This window comes from Leptotrichia sp. oral taxon 498 (assembly GCF_002240055.1).
In the GTDB taxonomy this organism is placed as follows: domain Bacteria; phylum Fusobacteriota; class Fusobacteriia; order Fusobacteriales; family Leptotrichiaceae; genus Leptotrichia; species Leptotrichia rugosa.
Map to the genome: position 1 here is coordinate 1,762,735 of NZ_CP016753.1, position 20,268 is coordinate 1,783,002.

Below are 20,268 nucleotides of genomic sequence, written 5' to 3' on the forward strand. Positions count from 1 at the left end.
TAAAATAAATTATGTAAATTTAGCATATTAATGAAAAAAGTACAAAACCATTTAATATATTTTAAAGGAGGAATTGTGAAAAAATTTAAAATTTTATTTTTCGTTATAGTTATTTTAATTTTAGGAATAGGGATAAAAAGTATTTTTTTTAAAAGTAAAACAAAAAATGATGATCCTGTGGTATTTAATTTAGGAATTAATTACAACACATTAGATCCACATTTATTTACGGAAATGATTTCTGCTCAAGTTGACAGTTCTATTTATGAAGGACTTTTGCGTCTTGACAAAAAAGGAAACTATACTGGTGGAGTGGCTGAAAGTTTTACAGAAAATAATAATAAGATGACTTTTAAAATTAGAAAAAATGCCAAATGGAGTGACGGTTCTAGGGTTACTGCAAATGATTTCGTGTTTGCATTTAGAAGAGTTTTAAATCCTAAAACAGCTGCAAGATTCTCAGAAATGCTTTTTCCAATAAAAAATGCGGAGAAATATTATGAGGGTAAAGCAAAAGCTGATGAATTAGGAGTTAAAGCGATAGATGATAATAACCTTGAAATAGAATTTGAACATCCAGTTGCTTACTTTAAATATATTTTAACACTTCCAATAACAGCACCTATTAAAGAAGATTTTTATAAAACTCACGAAAAGACTTTTGCTGTAAATTTAGATAGTTTTTTGTTTAATGGACCGTATAAAATAACAAAATTAAGCGATGGGGAAACATTACTTGAAAAAAATGAAAATTATTGGAATGCTAAAAATATAAAAATACCTAAAATAAAATACATTGTTTCTTCAGATTTCCATGCTGTAGATAATTTAATAGAAAATGGAGAAATTGATATTTCGAGAGTTGAAAACTATAATCTTGAAAAATATAGAAAAGATAAAACATTAAATTCTTTCTTAATAGGAAAACTGTGGTATTTAGATTATAATTTAAATAATAAATTTTTGAAAAATCAAAAATTAAGACAAGCTATTTCAATGGCGATTGACAGAGATGTGAATATAAAAAAAATAAAAAACAACGATGGTTCAATAGCCGCAAGATCAGTAATTAGTAATCAAATTTCTGGATATTCAAAAAAATATAGGGAAGAATATCCTGATAATAATTACATAAATGATAAAGATCCAAAATTGGCTAAAAAATTATATGACGAAGCATTAAAAGAACTTGGAGTGAAAGAGCTTGAACTGGGATTACTCGCAGGAAATTCTGATCCTGAAACATTGGAAATACAGCATATTCAGGAAGAATTAAGAGTAAAATTGGGATTAAAGACAAAAATAACAGTTGTATCGCTAAAAGAGCGTCTAAATATGACACGAAGCGAAAAGTACGACATCGTTCTAAATACTTGGTCACCAAAATATGACGATGCTACTACATATTTTGACAGATGGAAGACAAAAGATAATAAAAATGCTTCTGTTTGGCGAAAACAAAAATATGATTTGTTAGTTGACGAAATTTACAAAATGCCAAAAAGTGCTGAAAGGGATAAGAAAATTAACGAAGCAGAAAAAATCTTAATTGACGACGCAGTAATTGCACCAATTTATTTTGCAATCGAAAATACTTACACAAATCCTAAAATTCACGGACTTGTTCGAAGAGAAATAACAGGAATAACAGATTTTACATATGCGTATATTAAATGATTTATAATTTATTTTAACAACATAATTTAAATATAAAAAAGTTTCTTAAATAATGTAACTAAAAAATTGCATTTTTACAGAAACTTTTTTTATAAAATATTTTGTAAATCGAAAAAGAAAGAAAAAAATAAATAAAGAGAAAAAATTTGATATAATTTATTTTTTGTAGTAAAATATAAAAAAATATTAAATATTAAAGGAGTGAACTTATGAAACTAAAAAAATATTCTAAAATATTTATGGGTTTAACACTTTTAGGAATTTTGTCAAGCTGTACTACTGCACCACTTACAGGAAGAAAACAGCTTAGCCTTGTCAGCGATGAAAGTGTCAGAGAGAGCTCAATATCTTCTTACAACGAATTTATTCGTCAGGCGAGTGCAAAGGGACTTCTTGCTAATAATACGGCTGATGGGCAAAGACTTAGAAGAATAGGAAACAGAATATCTTCAGCGGTTGAACAGTATTTACGTGAAAATAATTTATCGAGTAAAGCTAAAAATTTGGACTGGGAATTTAACTTGATAAAAAGTAACGAAGTAAATGCTTTTGCTATGCCAGGTGGAAAGATTGCCTTTTATACGGGAATTTTGCCAGTGTTAAATACAGATTCTGGAATAGCGTTTGTAATGGGGCATGAAATAGGACATGTCATTGGAGGGCATCACTCTGAAGGTGCAAGTAATCAAGCATTAGCTGGAGTTGCGGCATCTGTTACAGGACTTTTTGCTGGAAACTTGGTAACTTCGCTTGTATCAGAAGGACTTAGTATAGGTCTGTTAAAATTTAATAGAACGCAAGAATATGAGGCTGATAAATACGGTATGATTTTTATGGCAATGGCAGGTTATAATCCAGCAGATGCCATTACCGCTCAAGAGAGAATGGAATCAATAGGTGGCAGAAATATAGAAATTTTATCGACACATCCATCTGGAAAAAACAGAGTTGAAGCAATGAGAAAATTTTTGCCAGAAGCTATGAAATATTATAAGAAATAAGAAAAATTAAGAAATAAAAATTAAAGAAATAAAAAAATAGAATAGTAATAAAATAAAATAAAAATAAAAAAATTGAGATAGAGTAAAATTTAAAAATAAAAATATTTTGCTCTATTTTTTAAATTATTAAAAAATAAAAGGAGTTTTATAAAAAAATGAATAAATATAAAAAAAAAGAAATTATAAAAAATAAAATAAGTGTTGCTCCAATGGTTGATAGAACTGACAGGCACTTCAGAAATTTTGTCAGAATGATAAATAAAGACGTGTTGTTGTATACGGAAATGATCACAGCACAGGCAATTATAAATGGGGATTTAGACTACATTTTAGGTTTTGACAAAATTGAAAATCCCATTGTTTTGCAAATTGCGGCGACAAGTCCTGAAGATGCATACAAAGCTGTAAAAATTTCGGAAAAATATGATTACGATGAAATAAATTTGAATGTGGGGTGTCCGTCAGACAGAGTTTCTGGAAATATGATGGGAGCTTGTCTTATGGCGTATCCAGAAAAAGTGGCAAAAATCTTGGAGGCAATGAATTCAGCTACTTCAAAACCTGTTTCGATTAAGCATAGAATTGGGATAGATGGAACAAAGATATTGCCTGATGAGATTTCAAAAAAAGTGTTTGACACATATGAAGATATGAAAAATTTTGTTGAAATTGTAAAAAAAGTTGGGATTAAAAAATTTATAATTCATGCAAGAATAGCAGTTCTTGCTGGTCTTGATACTAAGCAAAACAGAGAAATTCCGCCTTTGAGATATGATGAAGTTTATAAAATAAAAAAAGAAATACCAGATTTGTATGTAGAAATTAATGGAGGAATTAAAACAGTTGAAGAGATTGATAAGCACTTGGAACATGTTGATTCAGTAATGATTGGGCGGCAAATTTATGAAAATCCGATGATTTTAACACAGTTTGGAAAGTATTATGGTAAAAATATAAAAATTACGAGGGAAGAAATTATTGAAAAAATGATAAAATATGTTGAAAAGATAGAATTAAATGGAATAAGACCACATTTATTCTTAATGCACACTCACGGTTTATTTTTTGGAAAGAAAGGCAGCAAGTTTTGGAAAAGAGCTATTAATAATCCAAAAGCTGATTCTTTTATGTTAAAAAATTTATTGAAAGAATTAAAAAACGAAAGAAAAATTTAAAACAATGAAACTACTTTTAAAACCAAAATATTAATGTAACAAATATAAAAAAGTATTTTACAAATTAAAAAATATATGTAATAATTATAATGTTGATATTAAATTAAGTGAAAAAAATAATTTAAAAGGAGAATATTTATGCACGAAGACACAATATCTAAAGTTTCAAATGCGGCAAAAGGTAAAGTTGAACTACTGCGAGAAAGTAAAGCCAGATATTTAATGTCGGCAGGACTTGCGGGATTGTTTATTGGATTTGGAATTATGCTTATTTTTGTAATTTCAGGACTTTTAGGAAAGAGTCCAGCAACTAAAATTGTTATGGGAGTAGCTTTTCCAGTTGCCTTGAGTTTGGTGGTTGCACTTGGCGTGGAACTGTTTACTGGAAATAATATGGTTGGTTTTGCAGGATTTTTAAATAGAGCAATAACTGGAAAAGAATTGATTGAATTATGGATATTTTCATACATTGGAAATCTTATTGGTTCAATTATAGGTGGAGCGTTATTTGTTTTTTCAGGAGTTGCAACGCCGCAAATAGTTGATACATTTGTAAAAGCGGGTGTGGCAAAGACGACAGCACCAGCGGGACAATTTTTTTTAGAGGAATTTTATGCAATTTTCTTGTCTGCCTTGCCGTTCTTTCTGGAATAAAATTAAAAGAGGAAACTGCAAAATTAATAATGGTTTTCTGGTGTTTATTCGTTTTTATAACATGCGGATTTGAACATAGTGTAGCCAATATGACGCTTTTTACGATCGCAAATTTATTAAACGGTGCAAAAGTTACATTGGGAGGATGTGCTTATAACTTATTATTTGTAACATTAGGTAATATAGTTGGTGGCGGATTTATCGGTTTCGCATATTACTATATTGGAAGAGAAAAAAATAAATAAAATTTTTTATTAATATACGGAGAGAAATTTAATTCAGGAGGAAAAATGAAAATAAGTTTAGATTACGAAAATTTTAATGCAGCACTTTCAAAATTGAGCAAAGAATATGAAATCTATGCTCCGATTGAAATACCGTATCGTGGAACTTTTTCTGATACGCCTGTTATCAGATATTCAAAAATAAATAAAGTGGAAGAAATTTGCTTTGATAAAAAATCGCATTTTTCAGCAAAGGAAATAATGCTTCCTATAACTCAAACAATGTTCTATTTTACTGGTGACGAGTGTAAAATGCCAGAAGAACAGGATAAAAAATATTTAATATTTTTAAGAAGCTGTGATTTTCATGGAGTAAAAAGAGTGGATGAAATTTACTTAAATAACAAATTTTTAGATATTTATTATAAAAGAGTGAGGGATAAAGTTAAATTTGTCGTATTTGGATGTCCAAATTCATTTGAAAATTGTTTTTGCGTGGATATGGGAACTAACAAAACTGATAAATATAATTTGGGAATTAAAGTTACAGAAAATGAAATTTTTGTTGATATAAAAGACGACGAAATGAAAGAGTTTTTTGAAGAAACACAAAATAAAGAAAAAGATTTTGAAATGGAATTTGTAACTGACAATGAAATTCATGTAGATATTCCAGACAATATTGAACTTTCCGATATTATAAATTTAGATTTATGGCGTGAATATGACAGCCGTTGCATAGCTTGTGGAAAATGTAACTTTGTCTGTCCAACTTGTACTTGTACGACGACGCAAGATATTTTTTACAGCGAGAATGACAATAATGGTGAGCGGAGAAGAGTGTGGGCTTCGTGCCATGTAAATGGATTTACTGATATGGCTGGTGGTCATTCGTTTAGACAAAGACATGGAGATAGAATGAGATTTAAAGTTATGCATAAAATTTCTGACTTTAAAAAGAGATTTGGGTACCAGATGTGTACTGGTTGTGGACGATGTGATGATGCTTGCCCTGAATACATTTCATTCTCAAACTGCATAAATAAATTAAGTGCGGAACTAAAGAGAATTTCCAAAGAAAAAAGGGGTGAAATCTAATGGAAAATATTTATTTGCCGACAGCGCACAAAGTTTTACTTGTGGAACAGACGACAGAGTTGGAGTGGCTTTTTCGTGTGGAATATAATGAAAGTAGTGTGAATGCTGGACAATTTATGCAAGTGTCGCTTCCTAAAGTTGGAGAAGCTCCTATTTCAATTGCAAATTTTGACTTGGAAAAAGGATATTTGGATTTTTTGATTAGAAAAGTTGGGAAAGTAACAGATGAAATTTTTAAATTAAAAGCTGGAGATAAAGTATTTTTGCGTGGACCTTACGGAAATGGTTTCCCAATTGAGAAATATAAAAATAAACATATTGTAATGGTTGTTGGAGGAAGTGGAATTGCACCAGTTCGTCCGATTATTGAATATTTTACAAAACATCCTGAAGAAATGAAGTCTTTTAAAATAATTGTAGGTTACAAAAATTATGAAAGCGTGATTTTTGAAGAAGAGTTTTCTCGTTGGAGGGAAAATATTGAGATTTTAGTCACTTTGGACAATGCTGAAAGTGCAAGAGATTTAGGGAAAACTGAAGAAGAATTTCATGAAGGAATGGTAACTAAATATATTCCAGATTTGAAAATTGAAAATATGGATGAAACCGAGTTTATTGTAGTGGGACCGCCAATAATGATGCATTTTGCCTGTCTTGAAATTTTGAAATTGAATGTGCCAGTTGAAAAAATATGGGTTTCATTTGAGAGAAAAATGTCGTGTGCGGTTGGAAAATGTGGGCACTGTAAAATTGATGAGACATATATCTGCTTAGAAGGGCCTGTATTTAAGTATGACAAGGCACAAAAATTGTTGGATTAGAAAAATTTTTAGAAATCTAAATTTAAGAAAGAAGGCAATAAAATGAGTATGGATTTAAATAGAAAAGTTGTTACAAAAAATGCATATAGAGTGACAAAAGACAGATCAAAAACTGCACTTCGTGTAAGAGTTCCAGGTGGAGCTATTACAGCAGAAATAATGGGCTTAGTTGCAGATATAGCAAATACTTACGGAGATGGAAATGTGCATATTACAACTCGTCAAGGATTTGAAGTTTTGGGAATCAATTGGAAGGACATTGAAAAAGTCAACAAAATGGTTCAGCCAATTATGGAAAAATTAGATATTAATTACAAGGACAAAGATAAAGGATATGCAGCAGCTGGGACAAGAAATGTGGCAGCATGTATCGGAAATAAAGTTTGTCCAAAAGGGGCTTACAACACAACTGAACTTGCAAAAAAAATAGAAAAAGCGATTTTTCCAAATGATTTTCACTTTAAAGTTGCTCTAACTGGCTGTCCAAATGATTGTCAAAAAGTAAGAATGCACGATTTTGGAATAATCGGAATGGCAAAGCCTGAACTGGATGAATCAAGATGTGTTTCGTGTGGAATGTGTGAAAGAAAATGTAAAAAATTGTCTACAGGAGCGATTACATATAAAAATTATAAACCTGTGAGAGATCATGACAGATGCATAGGTTGTGGAGAATGTGTCTTAAACTGTCCTACAGGAGCGTGGACAAGATCACCCAAAAAATACTATAAGCTTGCGATAATGGGAAGAACTGGAAAGCAAAATCCAAGACTTGCTGAAGATTGGCTTTTGTGGGCAGACGAAGAATCAATTATAAAAATTATGAAAAATACTTATGAATATGTTGACAAATATATAGATAGAAGTCTTCCAAAAGAGCATATCGGTTATATCGTTGACAGAACTGGCTTTGATGAATTTAAGAAATGGGTTCTAAAAGATGTAAACTTACCTGAAGAAGCCATTATGATTGATAGAATTTACTGGGGAAATAGCATAAAATATCCTGGAATTAAATAATTTTTTGTAAAAAAATAATAAACTTGAAAAGAAAATAATAATTTGATACTATTTAACAAAAGAATAGTATCATTTTTATTTAATTTAATTAAAAAAAGGAGTAAAGAAATTGATAGAAGAAAATATAAAAAATGCGAAAGAAATACTTGAAAAAATGAATCCAAATCAAAAAATTAATTATCACACAATTTTGGGGAAATTAATAGATGATTGGAAAAAAAATGAAATCCGACCGAAAATATTGGTTCATAGTTGTTGTGCGCCGTGCAGCACCTATGTTTTGGAGTTTCTTACGCAATATGCCGATGTTACCGTACTTTTCGCCAATAACAACATTCATCCCCGAGCTGAGTATGAAAAAAGAGCTTTGGTGCAGAAGGAATTTATTGACAAATTTAATAAGAAAACTGGAAATAATGTTGGATTTATTGAAGAAGAGTATAAACCTGCTGATTTTTATCGTGCTGTAAAAGGTCTGGAAAATGAAAAAGAAGGAGGAAAAAGATGTACAATTTGCTTTCAAATGAGACTTGATATAGTGGCTAAAAAAGCGCAGAAACTGGGATTTGACTACTTTGGGAGCGCTTTGACACTGAGTCCACATAAAAATAGTCAGCTTATAAATACTTTGGGGCTAGAAATTCAAGAAATTTTTGATGTAAAATATTTGCCAGCGGATTTTAAGAAAAATAACGGCTACAAGCGTTCAGTTGACATGTGTGCTGAATATGATATTTACAGACAATGTTACTGCGGCTGTGTATTTGCAGCACTAGATCAAGGAATTGATTTAAATGAATATAAATAGATATTAAAAATAAAAAAACTCATTAATAGACGACCGATAATCATTTTAATGAGTTTAATTTTTTAAATTAAATTATTTAAAATGCTGTAACTGTTGCAAGAAATCCAAAAATAACTCCTGGTAAATTTGCTGCTGACAACGGATAATCTTTTTTTTCTTTTAAAAGTCCATAACTTGTCCAAATAGCACAGTTAACTGTTGCAGCTAATGGTTGTAGGAAAAATGTTTTATGTCCATGTAAATTTCCCATTATTTGCGGAACATAAGATACATACATTATTACAGAAAGTAATGTTCCGAGCCATCCTAAAATTTTTAGATTTTTTTCAGTCATCTTTTTTCCTTCTTTCTTTAACACTCTAGTTTTTTATTTTTTCTATAATTATATAATTATAAAATGTTGAGTATTAATCTTTATATTTTTATTTATTCAATAATTATACTACTTTTTATTTAAAAATTCAAGTAAACTTTTATATTTTTAGTAAAATTAAAATCAGAATTTTTCTAAATAAAAGAAAAAAATTATAAAAGTATAACTTAATTCAAAGTAAGATTGTGGTATAATATCAAAACGAAAAAATTTTTAAATATTAAAGTTAAATATTAAAATTTAAATTTTAGCAATAAAAGTTGCTAGTTTTTTTTATTTTAAGAAAAAAATTAAGAGAAAATGTACTTTCAAAAATTAAAAAAAACTTTTGAAGTATTGAGAAAGGAAGGAATATGATAAAGACACTGTTCTCACATATTGGTGAATATAAAAAAGTACTTTAATTGCGCCAATTTTCATTGCGCTAGAAGCTATTCTGGAAATGCTTATACCGACACTTATGGCTTCAATCATTGATTTAGGATTAAACAAGGGAGATATGAGCTTTACTGTAAAAGTTGGATCATTTACGCTAGTTATTGCGATGGTTTCGCTTACAGCTGGAATTTTGGCGGGAAGATATGCGTCACATGCTTCTGCTGGGTTTGCTAAAAATTTGAGATGGGCGATGTTTAATAAAATACAGCAATATTCATTTACAAATATTGATAAGTTCTCCACAGCTGGACTTATCACAAGATTTACAACCGATGTAAATAATATTCAAATGTCATTTCAACTTTTGATAAGAGCATTTTGCAGAGCACCAGTTATGCTTGTTGTAGCGATGTTTATGTCGTTTCTAATAAGTCCAAAACTTTCAGTTATATTTTTAATTGCAATTATATTTTTAAGCTGCGTTTTGGCATTTATAATGTTTGGAGTTCATCCTTATTTCTCTCGTGCGATTAGAAAATATGATGATTTGAACATAAATTTGCAGGAAAATATAAACGGAATTAGAGTTGTAAAATCTTTTATTCGAGAAAAGTATGAAACAAATAAATTTAAAAAAGCTACAAAAGAATTAAAAGAGTTGATGTTAAAAGGGGAACGAATGATAGTTTTTATTGCACCAGCAATGCAGTTAACAATATTTTCATGCATTTTATTATTATCTTGGTTAGGAGCAAAAATGATTGTTGTAGGAGATTTGACAACTGGACAGCTGACAAGTTTATTTGCGTATACAACAAACATTTTGATGAGCCTGCTTATGATGGCTATGGTTATGGTGAATATCGTTTTATCTCGTGAATCAGGGGAACGAATAGCACTTGTATTAAATGAAGAGTCAAGCATAAAAAATCCGCAAAATCCCATAAAACAAGTTAAAAATGGAGATATTGAGTTTAAAAATGTAAACTTTAGCTATAGCAATAATCCTGAAATATTAAATTTGGAAAATATTAATTTAAAGATAAATTCTGGACAGACCATTGGAATAATCGGCGGAACGGGAAGTTCAAAGTCGGCACTTGTTCAGCTTATTCCAAGACTTTATGATGTGATAAGCGGAGAAGTTCTTGTAAGTGGTAAAGATGTTAGAAATTATGATATAAAGACGCTTCGTGACAATGTAGCGATGGTTTTACAAAAAAATGTTCTTTTTTCTGGAACAATAAAAGAAAATCTTCGTTGGGGAAATAAAAATTCAACGGACAGTCAAATTGAGCATGTGTGTAAATTGGCACAAGCTGATGAATTTATCCAAAAGTTTCCTGATAAATACGATACTTATATAGAGCGTGGCGGGACAAATGTTTCTGGTGGACAGAGACAAAGACTTTGTATCGCAAGAGCATTGCTTAAAAATCCTAAAATATTAATTTTAGATGATTCAACAAGCGCAGTTGACACGAAAACGGATAAATTAATAAGAAATGCGTTTAAAAATGAAATTCCACATATTACAAAAATAATTATCGGACAAAGAATTTCATCAATAATTGATTCAGATAAAATCATTGTCATGAATGAAGGAAAAATCGTAAATTTTGGAACACACGAAGAATTGATTAAATCTAGTCAAATTTACCGAGAAATTTACGAATCACAGACAGAAGGGAGTGAAAAATAATGAAAAAAATTGAGAAAAAAATAAAAAAGAAAAAAAAGAAAGAAAAGAAGAACTTGAAGAAAAGAAAAGAATTCAAAAAAATCTCAAATAAAAGGTTTACTCAGACTTTTAAAATATATGTTTGAGCACAATAAAATTTTGACTGTATTAGTTATAATATTCATTTTATTAAGCACCCTTGGAATGGTTCGTGGGACAATGTTTACAAAAGAGCTGATGGACAATTTTATCGTGCCAAGCGTAAAACAATATAAATTGCATAAAAGTATTGATTATTCACTTCTTTTGGCGATTATTTCCAAAATGATAGCAGTTTATGGATTTGCAGTCATTTGTTCATACATTTATGGACTTATGATGATTTATATCGCTCAAGGAACGCTAAAAAGTTTAAGAGATGATGTTTTTGTCAATATGGAAAGTTTGCCAATAAAATTTTTTGACACAAATGCACATGGGGATATTATGAGTGTTTATTCAACTGATATTGACACTTTAAGAGCGATGATGGTGGAGAGCTTGTCACAGGTAATTTCATCAATTGTCACAATTATTGGAGTTTTAATTTCTATGTTTATTTTAAATGTGCCACTTACTTTTTTTGTCGTTTTTATGATAATCGTAATGATTTTTACGACAAAAGCGATTTCTAAAAGAAGTTCAAAAAATTATGTCGCACAGCAAAAAAATATTGGAGCTGTAAACGGATATGTTGAAGAAATAATCGAAGGATTGCGGGTTGTAAAAGTTTTTTCGTATGAAGAAGAAGCGAACAAAAATTTTGAAAAGTATAATGAAGAATTATTTAAAAGTGCCGACAAAGCGATGAAATATGCCAATATATTGGGACCTGCGGTGGGAAATTTGGGAAATATTAATTTTGTGTTGACTGCCGTTATTGGTTCAATAATTGTGTATAACAACATTGCGGGATTCACCCTTGGCGGATTAGTTTCATTTTTGCAGTTTATAAAAGTGATTAATCAGCCAGTTTCTCAAATTGCACAGCAGCTAACTTCAGTTATATTGGCGGCAGCTGGGGCACAGAGAGTATTTGAGCTATTGGATCAAGTTTCTGAAAAAGATGAAGGTTATGTAAAATTGATAAATGTGAAAATTGATGAACACGGAAATATTACAGAAGTAAAAGAACATACTGGAAAATGGGCTTGGAAACACCTTCATTCAGATGGAACAGTAACTTATACAAAACTTCTGGGAGATGTTGTCTTTGAAAATGTAACTTTTGGTTATAATGAAAATAAAACAGTACTTCACAATATAAATTTATTTGCAAAGCCAGGGCAGAAAATAGCGTTTGTTGGAGCGACAGGAGCTGGGAAAACTACGATTACAAATTTAATAAATAAGTTTTATGATATTAATTCTGGAAAAATTCGTTACGATGGAATAAATATTGATAAAATTCATAAGTCAGATTTACGAGCTTCACTTGGAATAGTTTTACAAGATACAAATTTATTTTCTGGAACGGTTGCTGATAACATACGATATGGTAAATTAGATGCGACAGATGAAGAAGTGAGAGCCGCAGCAAAATTAGCAAATGCGGATTATTTCATAACTCATTTGCCAAATGGCTACAACACAGTCTTAAGTGGAAATGGTGCAAGTCTTTCTCAGGGGCAAAGACAACTTTTGTCAATAGCAAGAGCAGCGATTGCCGATCCGCCAGTATTGATTTTGGATGAAGCGACTTCCAGCATTGACACAAGAACGGAAAAAATTGTGCAAGATGGAATGGATAAATTAATGGAAGGAAGAACGGTATTTGTAATTGCGCACAGATTATCAACAATAAAAAATTCAGATGTTATAATGGTTTTGGATCAAGGAAAAATAATAGAGCGAGGAAATCATGAGGAATTAATTGCACAAAAAGGAACTTATTATCAATTATATACAGGTGGCTTTGAAAATCAGTAATTAATTTTAAAATAAATAAATTTTGAAATTTAAAAAGAAGAAGTTTTGAATTTCTTCTTTTTTATTTTATTTAAAAATTTAAATTATTTTTATAAAAGAAACTTTTTTATTTTAAATTAAAAATCTTAAATTTATTATCGGACATTAAATTTTTTATAATTAGACAATCTATCTAACAAAAAAATTAACACTTTGAAAAAATCATTTTTTGTTGTATAATTAAAACGTTCATTATTTTTTATTTTATTAAATAAAAATATTGTAACTTTAAGTAATGAAAATATTTTTGATTGTCATACAAAATAATAATAAATAAAAAATTGGAGATTTTATGAAAAATATAATTTTTACTATTTTGAAAATATTTGTTATTTTAATTTTTGTAGCATTTATTTTGGAAGAATATTTTGTGATAAAAGAGTATAAAAATGATGATAAATTAATTTATAAAAATAAAAAAATAGATTATGTAATCATTCTGGGAGCTAGAGTTTATGGTGAAAAACCAAGTGAGTCACTTGTAGAGAGAATTAAAAAAGCTAGTGAGTTCTTACAGAAAAATAATTCGGTAAAGGTAATAGCAACTGGAGGAAAAGGGTCGAATGAAAAAATTTCGGAAGCACTAGCGATTAAAAGGGAACTTTTGAAATTGGGAATTTCGGAAGAAAGAATTATTTTGGAAGATAAATCTCGAAACACCATTCAAAATTTTGAATTTTCACTTAAAAAAATAAAAGAAGATAATCCACAAAAAAATAAAAAAAATATTTTGATTGTGACAAATAACTATCATATTTTTAGAGCGAAAAATATTGCAAAGTCTTTGGGATATGAAAAAGAAGGATATAAATTTTACGGATTACCAGCCAAGACTCCTTTGATTTTTATTCCAAAATCACATTTCAGAGAATTTTTGTCAAATATAAAATTTTTTATTTGGGATAAAAAATAAAAATGTTGTGAAAATTAAAAAAATATTATATAATTAATTAACAAGTCAAAAACGAAAGGATTAAAAAAATATGAAAAAATTAATGATATTTTTAATTGCGGGACTTAGTTTACAATCTTTTGCAAAAGTAAATGCCGGTGCTAATGTTATAGACAAGCCTCAGAATGAATTGACAAAAATTAACTCTTGCGAATTTTTAAACAAATCAGATGACCTTTTGAAAAGAGTGATTTCTCAAATAAAATCGGGAAATAAAGCTAATGAAATTTTTTGTGATTCTGATGGGACAAAAATGGTATATTATTTACTGCAAAATGGGAATTATGACCTGAATATAGGTATTGCAATTAAAGTTGATAACAATACGACAAATTCTGAATTTAAAGAAACTTTTTATAAAAAACTGGATGAATATAAAAATCTTTTGAAAACAATAAATACAGCAAAAATAAAAAAAGAAAATCTGCCAGATAGTGAAGTTGTGAGATTTTACGGACAAATAGATGAAAATAAATTTTTTGTAATTGGTAAATTGGTTTATGATATGAAAACGAAAACATACAGAGTAGTGGGAAGTACGCAAGGAAAAGAGTTGTTTGACAGAATATCTTTGTTTGACCGATTGGATTCTGTGACTTACAGTGATGAAATTTATTTTTAAAAAATAAGCGTTAAGGAGAAAAGTATGAAAAGAATTAGAAAAGCTGTTATTCCTGCAGCAGGTCTTGGGACTAGAGTATTACCTGCAACAAAAGCACAGCCGAAAGAAATGTTGTCAATCGTTGACAAACCGGCGCTTCAGTATCTAGTTGAAGAATTAGTGGAATCTGGAATTGAAGAAATTTTAATTATTACAGGTCGGAATAAAGTTTCGATTGAAAACCATTTTGACTACTCTTTTGAATTAGAAAAGACATTGGAAGAAAATGGTAAATTAGAATTGCTCAAAGAAGTGAATAAAATTTCCGAAATGTCCAATATTTATTATGTAAGACAGAAAAAACCGCTTGGACTAGGTCATGCAATAAGTTGTGCCGAAGCATTTGTTGGAAATGAACCATTTGTCGTACTTTTGGGAGATGATATCATTTATACAGATAAATCAAAAGGAGAAGTTCCTGTAACAAAGCAATTAATTGAAAAGTACAGTGAATTAGATGGAGGAAATATTTTAGGAGTACAGGAAGTTTTACAAAAAAATGTTTCTAAATATGGAATCATAAAACCGAAAAATCAAATTGACGCAAAAACTGTGATGGTGGAAGATTTTATTGAAAAACCTTCAATTGAAGAAGCACCAAGCAGAATGGCAGCTCTGGGACGATATGTTTTAGAGCCTGAAATATTTTCGTATTTAAAAAACACAAAACCTGGAAAAGGTGGAGAGATTCAATTAACCGATGCTATTTTAGCAATGAAAAAAGATAAGGACAGGTTATACGCTTACAATTTTGAGGGAAATAGATATGATACTGGAGATAAATTTGGAATGTTTGTAGCAAATGTTGAATTTGGACTTAGACATCCTGAATTAAAAGATAGAGCAAAAGAATATCTGAAAGAATTGGCAAAAAAATTGTGAATTTTTGAAAAAATTAAATAAAAAATAAAGGAGAATCTTAAGTTAAGGTTCTTTTTTTATAAAAAATAGAGATAATACCTATACAGATATTATCTCCTCCAAAGTCTTAATTTTAATTTTCAATTCTACAATTTGAAAATTATATTGATTTTTCTGATTGATTTACAAGTAACAGAAAACTTGCTATAAATATTATGTAAAAAATAAATTTTAAATTAAATACAAATTGTTGACTTTTTAACTAAACGGATTAATTGCCCATCTAAATGTTTTGTTGTAAAAACTACTGTCTAAACTAGAAACCATTACTTTTCTACCTCCAGAAGAAGCATGAATAAATTGGCTATTTCCCATATAAATTCCTACATGTGAAATTCTACCTTTTCCAGTTGTTTCGAAAAATACTAAATCACCTTTTTTCATGTTCATTGATGAAATTCTTGGTTTATATGCGGCTTGTGAACTTGAAACTCTAGGTAAGTCTACATTAGCAGCTTTTTTGAAAACATAACCAACGAAGCCAGAACAATCAAATGTATTTGGTCCTGTAGCACCCCATACATATGGCGAACCTAATTTAGTTTGTGCAAAACTGATAACTTTATCTCTTACTGCATTTGAAGTAGGATTAGCATAGCTATTATAACTATTCGCAGGTTCCACCTCTCTTTTTATAGTCAAATCAGTATTTTTGTAATGATTCTTGATTGTACTTTCTAAGTCTGCAAAAGATACTGCAGAAATAAGCAAAGCTCCAGCTAGTATCAATATTTTTTTCATTGTAACCTCCTATCTACCTTTGAACTTTGGTATACACATTATAGCAAGGCACACTTTTTATATTGTTTGATAAATTATATTTTTATCTTAGAAAAATGGCAAAAAAATCAGAAAAATTTCGATAAAACATTGATTATTAAAGGTTTTTTATCAAATATAAAAAAATTTAAAAAAATTATTAATTTTTAAAAAAATTCAAGAAAATCAATAAAAAAATTATCTTTTAAAGACTTATTTAAAAGATTTGTTTAAAATAATATTGACAAATTAACTTCCAATATTGTATTATTTAAGTGTGAAAAAGAAAATTAAAAGACGGGAGAGAAAAAAGAATGAGTAAATATTTTGAAACGATAAATTTTTGGATTGAAAATTTATTGGATTCTACGGAAAATTATATGATTGAAAGCAGTGAGAAAGGTAGACATATTGATGTTACAATTAATGTGATAAAAGAAGATATGGGAAAAGTTATCGGAAAAAATGGAAGAATTATCACGGCTCTTCGTGTTCTCATTTCTTCAATTGCCAAAAAAGACAAGAGATCTGTAAAAATTGAAATAAAAGAGATGTAAGGGAAAAATTTATGAAGAGTTTTAAACTTAGAATATATTATTATGATACTGATAAAATGGGAGTTGTTTATCACTCAAATTATTTGAAATGGATGGAAATTGCAAGAACTGAATATTTTAGAGATATTTTACCCTATAAGAACATAGAAAATATGGGATTTATTTTGCCAGTCAAGTCTCTTAATATCGAATATATTGACTCGGCTAAATATGACGATGAAATTGAAATTTTTGTAAAAATTGAAGAAATCAATAGTATAAAAATAAAATTTTACTATGAAATGTATGACTCTAATAAAGTTTTAAAAGCAAAAGCACGAACAGTAAATGTATTTGTAGATAAAAATGGAAAATTAAAAAGAATTTCAAAAGAGATGTTAGAAATTTTAAAAAAATAAATTTTATTAAAATACAATAAAAAATTTTTGAGAAAGAGGATTTTTAGATGAAATTAGTTATCGGAAATGATCACGCAGGAGTGGAATTTAAAGAAAAATTGGTAAAGGCGCTCAAAGGAAGAGGACACGAGATTATTAATGTTGGAACGGATTCATTGGAATCGGTTGATTATCCAGATATTGCAGCACTTGTAGGTGAAAAAGTTTTAGACGGGAAAGCTGAATACGGGATACTTATCTGTGGAACAGGGATTGGAATTTCAATTGCAGCAAATAAAATTAAAGGAATCAGAGCAGCACTTGTTCACAATGAATTTACAGCAAGACTTGCTAGACTTCACAACGATGCGAATGTCATTGCATTGGGAGCCAGAGTAATTGGAGATGAATTGGGACTTGCATGTGTTGAAACATTTATAAATACTGAATTTGAAGGTGGAAGACATGCTAGAAGAGTCGATAAAATAGAAAGATAATTTTAATTTAATTAAAAAATAAAGTTAAATGAAACTTACAAAAAAAATAATTTAGGCAGATTAGATGGAGATAAAAGAGATAACAGTAGAATAAATATAGAAAGGATAAAAAAAGTTATGTCAACAATTTTTAAAAAAATAATAGATAAAGAAATACCAGCAAATATAGTTTATGAAGATGATGATTTTTTGGCTTTTTATGATATTCAGCCACAAGCTAAAGTTCATGTCATTGTGATACCTAAAAAAGAAATTAAGAATTTAGATGAAGCGACTGAAGAAGATGTGCTGGTACTAGGAAAATTGCAATTGACAATTGCAAAAATTGCTCGTAAATTGGGAATTTCTAAGGATGGTTACAGAGTTATTACAAATATAAATGAAAATGGTGGACAAACAGTTTTTCATATGCATTATCATATTTTAGGTGGAGAAAAATTACCAGAAAACTTTAAATAATGAAGATAAATAAAAAAATTTAAAGATTTTATATAATTTAACTATAAAGAATTTAATTATGAAGAAAAAAAGAGAAAGAGAAAATAAATTTAATGAAAGATATAATAGCAAGTTCAGATAATAAGTTTTATAAATTGTTAAAAAAGTTGGATAAAAAAAAGTATAGAGATGAAAACAGTATTTTTAAAGCTGAAGGTGAAAAATTTTTAGGCGAAAATATAAATTTTAATAAAATTATTGTGAAAGAATCAAAATTTGAATATTTTGAAAAAAAATATAATATTTCTCAAAATGAAAATTTGACAATTTTAAAAGATAATTTATTTGACGAAGTTTCAACACAGGAAAATAGTCAAGGAATAATTTTTTTGTACTCCAAAAATTTGAATACGATTTTAGATATAAAAGGTGACGTTGTAATTTTAGATGATATTCAAGATCCTGGAAACGTTGGAACAATTATTAGAACAATGATTGCAACGGGTTTTTATAACTTAGTTCTTACGAAAGGTTCGGTGGATGTCTATAATCCAAAAACTGTGAGAGCGACTATGAGCGGGATTTTCAAATTAAATGTCATTTATGAAATGCCTAAAAATATTGTAAAATTTTTGAAAGAAAATAATTATTTGACAATTTCAACAGCATTGTATAAAGATTCTGTTTCATATGAGAAAATAGAATTAAAGGAAAAAAATGCTTTTATTTTTGGGCATGAAGGTGGTGGAGTTTCAGATTATATGATAAATAATTCGGATATAAAAGCAATAATTCCTATATATGGAAATATTGAATCCCTTAATGTAAGTGTTGCGGCTGGAGTTTTTTTATATAAAATGAAGGAAAAAATTATTGGCAAAAAATAAGAAAAATATCACAGTCATTGTCATTAAATTGATTGTGATTTTTTTAGTAAATTTCAAATAATTTTATTTTTTATAAATAAAAAATTATTAAAATAAATTTTTTTGAAATTTTGTAAAAATATAAAAATTATTGAAATAAAGTAAAATTATTTAATAAATTTTCAAAATAACTTGAAAGAACAATGGAATTTTGGTAAAATAAGAATTATATGTAATATTGTAATATTTTAGTAAAAATTTTAAAAGCAAAAAGAGTTTTGAAAAAATTTCTTGTTGAAATTAACTTTTAAAAATGTTACCATAAATAAAAATGGTAAAAATTTTATAAAATAAAAAGCATAGGAGGTAAAAATTTTGAAAAAAGTTTTGATGATAATATCAATATTAGCATTTGCAAGTCTTTTAAATGCAAATAATAATGATTCTTCAAAAGATGTTAAAAAGCCAGTTGAAATTATAATAAATAATGGCGCAAGTAATAATGGAAACTCAAATCCAAATCCAAATCCAGTTAGAAGCGGAAATCAGACAATTAGAAACTCAATAGGAAATATTACGATAAATTCTGACTACACTTCGGAAGGGCAAAATTATAGACAAAGATTTATAATTCTTCACTATACAGCAATTGGAAAGGAAGGTTCGCTTAAAACTTTGACAAAAGAGGAAGTGAGCGCACATTACTTAGTTTCTGACCAAAAAAATGATCCAGTTTATTATTTAGTTGATGAAAGCAAAAGAGCTTGGCACGCAGGAGCCAGTGAATGGAAAACAACTAAAAATCTAAATGATAGTTCAGTTGGAATTGAAATTGTAAATGATGGTGATGCACATGGATCATTTGTTCCATATAAAAATTTTCAAATAAAAAATGTCGCTGTTCTTGTAAAATACTTGGCTGATAAATATCAGATACCTGCAACAAATATTTTGGGACACGAAGATATAGCGCCTCAAAGAAAATCTGATCCAGGTCCTTTATTCCCTTGGCAAGAATTATATCAAAAATATAATATTGGAATGTGGTATGATAATGACAGAAAACAAGCCTATGAAGCACAATATTCAAGTGCTTGGAATACCGTTACACCATCAGTAGTACAAACTGAGTTAAAAAAGTTTGGTTATGCAATAGATATTACAAACGGATGGGATAAACAGACTCAAAATGTAATAAAAGTATTTCAGCATCATTTCAGACCATCAAAATATGATGGAAAAATTGATTTAGAAACATTTGCGATTCTAAAGGCATTAAATGAAAAATACAATAATAAATAAGTTAATTTTTATACAAGAAAA

20 protein-coding genes and 1 pseudogene are annotated in these 20,268 nt (G+C 28.7%); 19 read left to right on the top strand and 2 right to left on the bottom strand.

The window, feature by feature from the left end; genetic code table 11:
* The first annotated feature begins 75 nt into the window (after positions 1–75).
* From BCB68_RS08720 to BCB68_RS08755, 8 genes and pseudogenes are all read left to right on the top strand, one after another.
* Complete coding sequence (locus BCB68_RS08720; protein ID WP_237048613.1) at positions 76–1,677, top strand: peptide ABC transporter substrate-binding protein; 1,602 nt, start codon at positions 76–78, stop codon at positions 1,675–1,677.
* A 209-nt stretch (positions 1,678–1,886) separates the two neighbouring features.
* A complete protein-coding gene (locus BCB68_RS08725) occupies positions 1,887–2,678 on the top strand; it encodes a M48 family metallopeptidase (protein ID WP_094080421.1) in 792 nt (263 codons plus the stop codon).
* A 155-nt stretch (positions 2,679–2,833) separates the two neighbouring features.
* On the top strand, positions 2,834–3,853 hold the full coding sequence (dusA, locus tag BCB68_RS08730) for a tRNA dihydrouridine(20/20a) synthase DusA (protein WP_094080422.1): 1,020 nt from the start codon (positions 2,834–2,836) through the stop codon (positions 3,851–3,853).
* A 138-nt stretch (positions 3,854–3,991) separates the two neighbouring features.
* Positions 3,992–4,752: pseudogene (locus BCB68_RS08735) on the top strand (formate/nitrite transporter family protein).
* Positions 4,753–4,797: 45 nt separating this feature from the next.
* Complete coding sequence (gene asrA / locus BCB68_RS08740; protein WP_094080423.1) at positions 4,798–5,829, top strand: anaerobic sulfite reductase subunit AsrA; 1,032 nt, start codon at positions 4,798–4,800, stop codon at positions 5,827–5,829.
* Entirely contained in the window at positions 5,829–6,650 is an 822-nt protein-coding gene (asrB, locus tag BCB68_RS08745; RefSeq protein WP_094080424.1) for an anaerobic sulfite reductase subunit AsrB, read from the top strand. The genes asrA and asrB overlap by 1 nt, the downstream gene beginning before the upstream one ends.
* Positions 6,651–6,692: 42 nt before the next feature.
* On the top strand, positions 6,693–7,670 hold the full coding sequence (asrC, locus tag BCB68_RS08750; RefSeq protein ID WP_094080425.1) for a sulfite reductase subunit C: 978 nt from the start codon (positions 6,693–6,695) through the stop codon (positions 7,668–7,670).
* Between the two features lie 154 nt (positions 7,671–7,824).
* On the top strand, positions 7,825–8,478 hold the full coding sequence (locus tag BCB68_RS08755; protein WP_094080815.1) for an epoxyqueuosine reductase QueH: 654 nt from the start codon (positions 7,825–7,827) through the stop codon (positions 8,476–8,478).
* A 76-nt stretch (positions 8,479–8,554) separates the two neighbouring features.
* Here the strand turns inward: BCB68_RS08755 and BCB68_RS08760 are convergent, their stop codons facing one another.
* The gene (locus BCB68_RS08760) at positions 8,555–8,812 is read right to left on the bottom strand and encodes a SemiSWEET family transporter (protein ID WP_068153930.1); all 258 of its coding nucleotides are present in this window, start codon (positions 8,810–8,812) and stop codon (positions 8,555–8,557) included.
* Positions 8,813–9,293: 481 nt separating this feature from the next.
* Here BCB68_RS08760 and BCB68_RS08765 point away from each other — a divergent pair, with 481 nt between their 5' ends.
* The 5 genes from BCB68_RS08765 to galU all read left to right on the top strand — a co-directional run bounded on the left by BCB68_RS08765 (position 9,294) and on the right by galU (position 15,412).
* Positions 9,294–10,931: an ABC transporter ATP-binding protein gene (locus BCB68_RS08765; RefSeq protein WP_237048614.1), complete on the top strand. Its 1,638-nt coding sequence runs from the start codon at positions 9,294–9,296 to the stop codon at positions 10,929–10,931.
* Between the two features lie 117 nt (positions 10,932–11,048).
* Entirely contained in the window at positions 11,049–12,878 is a 1,830-nt protein-coding gene (locus BCB68_RS08770; RefSeq protein ID WP_094080426.1) for an ABC transporter ATP-binding protein, read from the top strand.
* Positions 12,879–13,209: 331 nt separating this feature from the next.
* Positions 13,210–13,830, top strand: coding sequence for a YdcF family protein (locus tag BCB68_RS08775; protein ID WP_094080427.1), 621 nt, complete (start codon positions 13,210–13,212; stop codon positions 13,828–13,830).
* A gap of 70 nt (positions 13,831–13,900) precedes the next feature.
* The gene (locus tag BCB68_RS08780) at positions 13,901–14,491 is read left to right on the top strand and encodes a hypothetical protein (protein WP_237048615.1); all 591 of its coding nucleotides are present in this window, start codon (positions 13,901–13,903) and stop codon (positions 14,489–14,491) included.
* A gap of 24 nt (positions 14,492–14,515) precedes the next feature.
* Positions 14,516–15,412, top strand: coding sequence for a UTP--glucose-1-phosphate uridylyltransferase GalU (gene galU, locus BCB68_RS08785; RefSeq protein WP_094080428.1), 897 nt, complete (start codon positions 14,516–14,518; stop codon positions 15,410–15,412).
* Positions 15,413–15,649: 237 nt separating this feature from the next.
* On the opposite strand, the gene BCB68_RS08790 is transcribed toward galU, so the two are convergent.
* Positions 15,650–16,192: a C40 family peptidase gene (locus BCB68_RS08790; RefSeq protein WP_094080429.1), complete on the bottom strand. Its 543-nt coding sequence runs from the start codon at positions 16,190–16,192 to the stop codon at positions 15,650–15,652.
* A 332-nt stretch (positions 16,193–16,524) separates the two neighbouring features.
* Between BCB68_RS08790 and BCB68_RS08795 the strand changes: the two genes are divergently transcribed.
* The 6 genes from BCB68_RS08795 to BCB68_RS08820 all read left to right on the top strand — a co-directional run bounded on the left by BCB68_RS08795 (position 16,525) and on the right by BCB68_RS08820 (position 20,247).
* Positions 16,525–16,767, top strand: a complete 243-nt coding sequence (locus tag BCB68_RS08795) for a KH domain-containing protein (protein ID WP_094080430.1) — start codon at positions 16,525–16,527, stop codon at positions 16,765–16,767.
* A gap of 11 nt (positions 16,768–16,778) precedes the next feature.
* A complete protein-coding gene (locus BCB68_RS08800) occupies positions 16,779–17,165 on the top strand; it encodes an acyl-CoA thioesterase (protein ID WP_094080431.1) in 387 nt (128 codons plus the stop codon).
* Positions 17,166–17,212: 47 nt separating this feature from the next.
* Entirely contained in the window at positions 17,213–17,641 is a 429-nt protein-coding gene (rpiB, locus tag BCB68_RS08805; protein WP_094080432.1) for a ribose 5-phosphate isomerase B, read from the top strand.
* A 117-nt stretch (positions 17,642–17,758) separates the two neighbouring features.
* Entirely contained in the window at positions 17,759–18,100 is a 342-nt protein-coding gene (locus BCB68_RS08810; RefSeq protein ID WP_094080433.1) for a histidine triad nucleotide-binding protein, read from the top strand.
* Between the two features lie 92 nt (positions 18,101–18,192).
* The gene (locus BCB68_RS08815; RefSeq protein WP_094080434.1) at positions 18,193–18,966 is read left to right on the top strand and encodes a TrmH family RNA methyltransferase; all 774 of its coding nucleotides are present in this window, start codon (positions 18,193–18,195) and stop codon (positions 18,964–18,966) included.
* Positions 18,967–19,320: 354 nt separating this feature from the next.
* The gene (locus tag BCB68_RS08820; RefSeq protein WP_237048616.1) at positions 19,321–20,247 is read left to right on the top strand and encodes an N-acetylmuramoyl-L-alanine amidase; all 927 of its coding nucleotides are present in this window, start codon (positions 19,321–19,323) and stop codon (positions 20,245–20,247) included.
* Positions 20,248–20,268 lie beyond the last annotated feature (21 nt).